The sequence below is a fragment of the Oscillibacter acetigenes genome (assembly GCF_025567605.1).
Lineage (GTDB): Bacteria > Bacillota > Clostridia > Oscillospirales > Oscillospiraceae > Oscillibacter > Oscillibacter welbionis.
In genome coordinates this window covers 228,375-234,742 of sequence record NZ_JAOQKG010000006.1, presented here as the reverse complement: position 1 = coordinate 234,742, position 6,368 = coordinate 228,375, and the positions used below count along the sequence as shown (strand labels likewise).

Sequence of the window (6,368 nt, the reverse complement as noted above, 5' to 3'; positions counted from 1 at the left end):
GAAGGCCACCAGGATCGCCGCAATGCTGGGGCTGACGGTGATGGGGGTGTCCGGCATGACATTGGCGATGACCACCGTGGCCGCCGCGGATAGGCCGAAGCCCAGGGCGATCCCCAGTACGCCGCCCAGAGAGGAGGTGGTAGCCGCCTCGATGACGAACTGGCGCATGATGGCGCCCTCCCGGGCCCCAAGCGCCTTGCGGATGCCGATCTCTCTGGTCCGCTCCGTAACCGACACCAGCATGATGTTCATGATGCCGATGCCGCCCACCACCAGAGAGATGGCAGCGATGCCCGCCAGAATGTAGATCACCATGTTCACCATGGAGTTCATCTCCTCCACCATCTCCGCCATGCTGCCCACGGTATAGGCATCGTCGTCCTCAAAAATCTCATAGAGGGCGTTCTCCAGGGTGGTTTTGGCCTGGGAGATCTGGTCCGTGTCCTGGACAGTGATGGTGTAACTGGAGATGGTGCCGGTGAAGCTGAGGCGGGCGGCGGTGGAGTAGGGGAGGAACACGCAGTCGTCCGTGCCGCCCTCTTCCAGCTCTGTGCCCTCCATTCCCATAACACCTACGATGGTAAACGAGTTGCCATTGATCCGCAGCGTCTGACCCACGGCATTCCCGCCGTAATAGACCTGATTCAGATACTGCCCGACGACGCAGACCTTTTTCCGGCCGGTCATGTCCGTGTACTGAAGCCCCCGGCCCTGGGCAACCTCATACCCCTTCATGGAGAAGTAATCCTCGCTGACGCCGGTGACGGAGGTGGCGGAAAGAGTGCTGCTGCCGATCTTCACCGAGCCGCTCATGGTGACCGTGGGGGAGATCTGCTTGAACACATCGCTGTTGTCCGCCACCAGCTGGTACATCTCGCCCTCCGACACGCTGCGGGAGGAGCCGCGGCCCATCACCATCACTGTCAGAGAGTCGGTGCCCATGTCGGCAAAGCTGTCCTCAATATAGCCCTGCATCCCGTTGCCCAGGCCCACGATGACGATGACCGCGCACACGCCGATGATGATGCCCAGCATAGTGAGGAAGGTCCGCATCTTGCTGCTGAGAATATTCTGCACCGCCATCTGGAAGGTCTCGATCAGGCTCATCCCGCCATCCCCCTTCCGGCAAGATTGGGCGTCACTACCGCCTCAGGCGCACCGGCATCGCCGTCGTAGATCACGTGGCCGTCCTCCAGCCGGATGATCCGCTGGGCCTGGACAGCGATGGAGTTGTCGTGGGTGATGAGCACCACCGTGTTGCCCGCGGCATGGAGCTGCTGCAGCATGGTCAGCACCTCCCGCCCGGTGTGGGAGTCCAGGGCGCCGGTGGGCTCGTCGGCCAGGATCACCGCCGGGTCCCCTGCCAGAGCCCGGGCAATGGACGCCCGCTGCTGCTGGCCGCCGGAGAGCTGGCTGGGCTTATTGCGCAGCTTGTCGCCAAGACCCACCATCTCCAGCGCGATCCGGGATCGCTCGTGCCGCTCCGGCTTGGGGATGCCGGCGTACATCAGCGGCACCTCCACGTTCTCCTGGAGCGTCAGCTTGGGCAGCAGGTTGTACTGCTGGAAGATGAAGCCCAGCATCTTGTTCCGGATGGCGGCCAGCTGGTCCTTATCCATCTGACCCACATCCCTGCCGTCCAGCAGGTACGTGCCGGAGGTGGGCACGTCCAGGCAGCCGATGATGTTCATACAGGTGGACTTGCCGGAGCCGGACTGGCCCACGATGGCCACGAACTCCCCCTTCCGGATCTGGAAGGAGATGTGGTCCGCCGCCTTCACAGTGGTGTCGCCCATCTGGTAATACTTGCAGACCTCCCGAAATTCGATCAAAGTGCCCATCAGAAGCCTCCCGGCCCGCCGCTGGGCATTCCGCCGCCGGAGGGCATCCCGCTGGGCATGTCGCCCATCGGCATGGAGGACATGGCCCCGCTCGGCATGACGAACGTCATATCGCCGGAGCTGGCGGAGCCAGCCGCCTGGAGATAGGCCACTGTGTCCCCCTCCTGGAGGCCGGAGAGGACCTCAATGTAGCTGTTGTCGCTGACGCCGGTTTCCACCGGCACGTAGACGTAGCCCTCCGGGGCCTCCTGGTCCAGGGCATTCACAGCACTGGGAGAATTCGCGGTGACCAGCACCATGTCCCCGCGGCTCACGGCGGCGCTTGGGATGGCCAGCACGTCATCCGCCGAGGAGATCACGATCTCCGCGTCCACATTCATCCCAGGCAGCAGGCCGTCGGTCTCGTCGATGCGGACGGTGACGGGGTACGTGGTGATGCCGCCGGAGGTGGTGCCCGCCACGGACACCTCCGTCACCACGCCGGTGTAGGTCTTCCCCTCCACGGCATCGGCGGTGATCCGGACCTCCTGGCCCACCTCCACAGAGCTGATGTCCAACTCGTCGATGGACATGGTCATCTCCAGATAACTCAGGTCATAGATGACGCAGAGGGTGCTGCCGGAGCCGCCCTCAATGTTGTCCCCCGCCTTGGCGTTCTTGGTGACCACGGTGCCGGAGATGGGCGCGGTGACGGAGTAGTCCTCCAGATTGTCCCGGGCATTTTCCAGGCTGGTGGAGGCGTTGCTGACACTGATGCGGGCGCTTTCAATCTGGTTGTCCACGCTGTCACCGGTGATGGTGCAGATCCGGTCGCCGCTGGAGATGGTATCGCCCACCAGCCAGTTGAAACCTGCAACTTTGCCGGACGCCTCTGCCGTGATGACGCTGCTGGCCCCCACCTTGATGGACGCCTGGCCGTAGCTGGAGTAGCTGCCGATGACGGCGCTGGCGGTGTAGTCGGATGTCACAAGGCCCGGGTTGGCGAGCCGTACCCGGACGGTAGTCAGGGGTACGCCGGTGGAGACCGCCGCGGAGGAACTGGACACCGCGGCAACCGTTCCGGTGAGGGTCCCGGCAAAGCCGTCGATAAAGACCGTGGCGGTCTGGCCGATGTAGAAGTCGCCGCTGTCCGCGTAGGTGAAGTAGAAGTCGATGTAGATGTTCTCATCCGCCACGATCTTCAGAAGCTGTGTGCCTGCGCTGACGCTGTCCCCCTCGTTCACATACACCTCGCTGACGGTGCCGCTCAGGTCCGCCTGGGGATACTTGGCCTTCACCGCCTGCTCATAGGAGGTCTGGGCCTGGGAGTAGCTGTTCTGCGCCTGGGTCTGGCTGCTGGCCGCGTTGGAGGAATCAATGGTATAGAGCAGTTGGCCCTCCTCCACCTGGTCGCCCTTTTCAAAGGTATCGCTGAGGATCTCGCCGGAGACCAGCGTATTGACGGTGTAGGAGTCCGCTGGCTCCAGCGTGCCGCTGGAGGAGAGGGAATTGGTGATAGAGCGGCGCTCCACCGCCGCCTCCTGATACGTCGTCGCAGCGGAGGCCGTCTGTCCGCGGCCCCTCCAGATCACCACGCCGCCTGCAATGGCCACCACCAGAAGCAGCGCCAGCGCCTTTCGTTTCCGCCCCTTCCACAGCTTTTTCCAGCTGCTGCGGAGACGGCCCCCTTTGGGAGAGGAATCTGCTACGACGGGCTCCCGCTCCCCCACGGAGATTCCTTCCGTCTCCCGCTCCAGTCCTTTTTCGCTCATACCGTGCCAATCCTTTCCGTACCTCCCCCTCCGGGAAGGGTTCTGGTCCAAAGGTATCATGGAAAGCTAAAATCAACCTGAAAAAATACTTTAAAAAATTTTGTTTTTATTATTTTTGCAGTATATTTAGCTCGTTTTAAACCTTAAAAATACCTGAAATCATTTTGTTCAGTCTGGTGATTCCAAATAGATCCCGCCATCGGAACCGCCGTTTTTCTGCGCAAAAACAACAGGAGGACAGCGGATAAAACCGCTGTCCCCCTGTTGTCTGCAAACTGGTCAATCTGCCTTTTCCGTACAGTAGATGCTCTTCAGGTCGAACATGTGATTCATGGGGCCGGAACCGCGTCCCAAGTCCAGCATGGCCCCCAGAGCGCCGGAGATGTAAGCCTTGGCCCGCTCCACCGCCGTGTCCAGGTCAAAGCCCTTCGCCAGATTGGAGGCGATGGCGCTAGACAGGGTGCAGCCGGTGCCGTGGGTGTTGGGGTTGTTGATCCGCTTTCCGTGGAACCACTTGCCGCTGCCGCAGCGCCACAGCAGGTCATCGGCGTCGTTGATCTGGTGGCCGCCCTTGCACAGCACGGCGCAGCCGTACTGCTCGCTGATGGCCCGGGCCGCCGCCTCCATGTCTGCGGCGCTGCGGATCGTCATGCCGGAGAGGATCTCCGCCTCAGGGATGTTGGGGGTCAGTACCGTGGCCAGGGGCAGCAGGAGCTCCTTCAGGGCGGAGACCGCGTCCTCCGTGATGAGCCGGTCCCCGGAGGTGGCCACCATCACCGGGTCCACCACCAGATTTTTGGCCCCATACTCCTTCAGCTTGGCCGCGATCACCCGGATCAGCGGAATGCTGGAGACCATGCCGGTCTTCACCGCGTCGGGGAAGATATCTGTGAACACGCAGTCCAGCTCCTCCGCCAGAAAGTCCGGCGTACACTCCACGATGCTCTTGACGCCGGTAGTGTTCTGGGCCACCAGAGCCGTCACCGCACAGGTGGCGAACACGCCGTTGGCGGTCATGGTCTTGATATCTGCCTGGATACCGGCGCCTCCGCTGGGATCGGTCCCAGCGATCGTCAATGCTGTCTTCATATCGATGCTTCCTTTCCTGATGCTTCTTTGCATTGAAGTTTTATCAAGCGGCGGAAGGTGGTGCCCCCGATCCGCCGCTGGAAGCGGCCCGCTGGCCGCGGTTCCCCGTCCCTTACGGGACCCAGTCGCCCAGGTCCCGCACGTACCAATCCGCCAGGGCTTTCAGCGCGGCCTGATCCTCTTCGGCAGAGGCGTCCCAGACGCCGCAGACCCGGAAGCCTGCCTCGTGGGCGGTCCTGGCAGCGTGAAGGGCATCCTCAAACACCACCGTCTCCGCCGGAGCGGTCCCCAGACGGCGGGCGGCCTCCAGATAGATGTCCGGCCGGGTCTTGCCGCCGTACTGGACACAGCTGACGGCGAAGCGGAAGTGCGGCCACAGTCCCAGCCGTTCCATGGCGGAGCGGGCCTGGAACGCCTCGCTGGCGGTGGCGATGCAGCAGGAGATGCCGGAATCCGCCAGCCGGGCCAGCAGCCGGTCCGCCCCGGGCTTCAAGGGCACCCGGGACCGGTACTCCTCCGTCACCAGATCGTTGAGGGTGTCCATCAGCTCCTCCGGCGTGGTGGAGAGGGAGAAGCGGCTTCGCAGGTACTCCGCCGCCTCCCGGCGGCCCATCTCCTTCAGGTCCCGGGCCAGATCCTCCGGCGGGTCACCGCCGTACCGGCGCATCAGATCCACCGGGGCCTTCTGCCAGATGTACATGGAGTCCGTCAGGGTCCCGTCCAGGTCAAAGATGGCGCCCCGGATGTTCATCGGGCGATCTCCTCCGAGAGCCGCAGCAGCTCCTCCGCCGCCGCCTTCACGTCGGCTTGGGCGAACAGGGCGGAGACCACCGCCACGCCGTCCAGGCCGCAGTTCTTCAACTCCAGAATATTGTCATGGCTGATGCCGCCGATGGCCACCACCGGGATGTCCACCGCCGCCGTGATGGCCCGGATGGTCTCCCGGGAGATGGGCTTGGCGTCCGTCTTGGTGCCGGTGACGAAAGCCGCGCCCACGCCCAGGTAGTCCGCCCCCGCCGCCTGGGCGGCCAGGGCCTCTTCCACGGAGTGGGCGGAAACGCCGATCAGCTTGTCCGGCCCCAGCAGCTCCCTAGTCCGGCCCGCCTCCAGATCCTCCTGGCCCACATGAACGCCGTCCGCCCCGGTCTGGGCGGCGATCTCCACATTGTCGTTGATGATGCTGACAGCGCCCTTTTCCCGGCACAGGGCCACGAACCGCTCCGCCTCCGCCAGGAAATCCGCCTGTCCCATGTGCTTTTCCCGCAGCTGGACGATGCCCGCCCCGCCGTCGACGGCTGCCGCCACCTGACGGAGCAGGCCCTCCGCGTCATGAGTCCAGGCCCGGTCCGTCACGGCATACAGCCGCAGCCGCTTGGGGTCGATCTTCATATCACTCCATCCTCTCTGTCAAAAAAACCGCGGACATACCAAGAACGGTCGTCCGCGGCTGTGCGCCTCATGATTTCCCTACGTTGGCATGATCCACATCAGGTAAAGGGTCAAGACCTGGCTGGCCTCCTCTCAGCCCGCGCCAGCGGGCTCCCCATTTTCTCGCCTCTTATCATACGCCTTTTTCCCGGGAAATGCAAGCAAAACCGCCTGCTGGGCTCCGGCTCTAGATAGTGGAATGATAGCGCACAACCCCGGCGAATTCACCTGCTGCCTTGCGCAAAACTTTTTTCTATTC

At 63.2% G+C, this 6,368-nt stretch carries 6 protein-coding genes; all 6 read right to left on the bottom strand.

Annotated elements, in window-relative coordinates; genetic code table 11:
• Positions 1 to 1,107 (bottom strand): ABC transporter permease (locus OCV80_RS13445; RefSeq protein ID WP_267288472.1); only part of this gene is annotated, 1,107 nt, incomplete at its 3' end.
• The gene (locus OCV80_RS13440; RefSeq protein ID WP_021751028.1) at positions 1,104 to 1,841 is read right to left on the bottom strand and encodes an ABC transporter ATP-binding protein; all 738 of its coding nucleotides are present in this window, start codon (positions 1,839 to 1,841) and stop codon (positions 1,104 to 1,106) included. The genes OCV80_RS13445 and OCV80_RS13440, both read right to left, overlap by 4 nt.
• Positions 1,841 to 3,592: an HlyD family efflux transporter periplasmic adaptor subunit gene (locus OCV80_RS13435; RefSeq protein WP_267288471.1), complete on the bottom strand. Its 1,752-nt coding sequence runs from the start codon at positions 3,590 to 3,592 to the stop codon at positions 1,841 to 1,843. The genes OCV80_RS13440 and OCV80_RS13435 overlap by 1 nt, the downstream gene beginning before the upstream one ends.
• Before the next feature lie 279 nt (positions 3,593 to 3,871).
• Positions 3,872 to 4,681 carry a bifunctional hydroxymethylpyrimidine kinase/phosphomethylpyrimidine kinase gene (thiD, locus tag OCV80_RS13430; RefSeq protein WP_025544589.1) on the bottom strand — a complete coding sequence of 270 codons (810 nt, stop codon included), beginning with the start codon at positions 4,679 to 4,681 and terminating at the stop codon, positions 3,872 to 3,874.
• Between the two features lie 112 nt (positions 4,682 to 4,793).
• Positions 4,794 to 5,432 carry an HAD family hydrolase gene (locus OCV80_RS13425; RefSeq protein WP_025544588.1) on the bottom strand — a complete coding sequence of 213 codons (639 nt, stop codon included), beginning with the start codon at positions 5,430 to 5,432 and terminating at the stop codon, positions 4,794 to 4,796.
• The gene (gene thiE, locus OCV80_RS13420; protein ID WP_025544587.1) at positions 5,429 to 6,070 is read right to left on the bottom strand and encodes a thiamine phosphate synthase; all 642 of its coding nucleotides are present in this window, start codon (positions 6,068 to 6,070) and stop codon (positions 5,429 to 5,431) included. The genes OCV80_RS13425 and thiE overlap by 4 nt, the downstream gene beginning before the upstream one ends.
• Between the last annotated feature and the right edge of the window lie 298 nt (positions 6,071 to 6,368).

Coding starts and splice junctions, on each gene's coding strand:
- OCV80_RS13440 (WP_021751028.1), bottom strand. CDS start 1,841: ATGGGCACTTTGATCGAATTTCGGGAGGTCTGCAAGTATTACCAGATG.
- OCV80_RS13435 (WP_267288471.1), bottom strand. CDS start 3,592: ATGAGCGAAAAAGGACTGGAGCGGGAGACGGAAGGAATCTCCGTGGGG.
- thiD (WP_025544589.1), bottom strand. CDS start 4,681: ATGAAGACAGCATTGACGATCGCTGGGACCGATCCCAGCGGAGGCGCC.
- OCV80_RS13425 (WP_025544588.1), bottom strand. CDS start 5,432: ATGAACATCCGGGGCGCCATCTTTGACCTGGACGGGACCCTGACGGAC.
- thiE (WP_025544587.1), bottom strand. CDS start 6,070: ATGAAGATCGACCCCAAGCGGCTGCGGCTGTATGCCGTGACGGACCGG.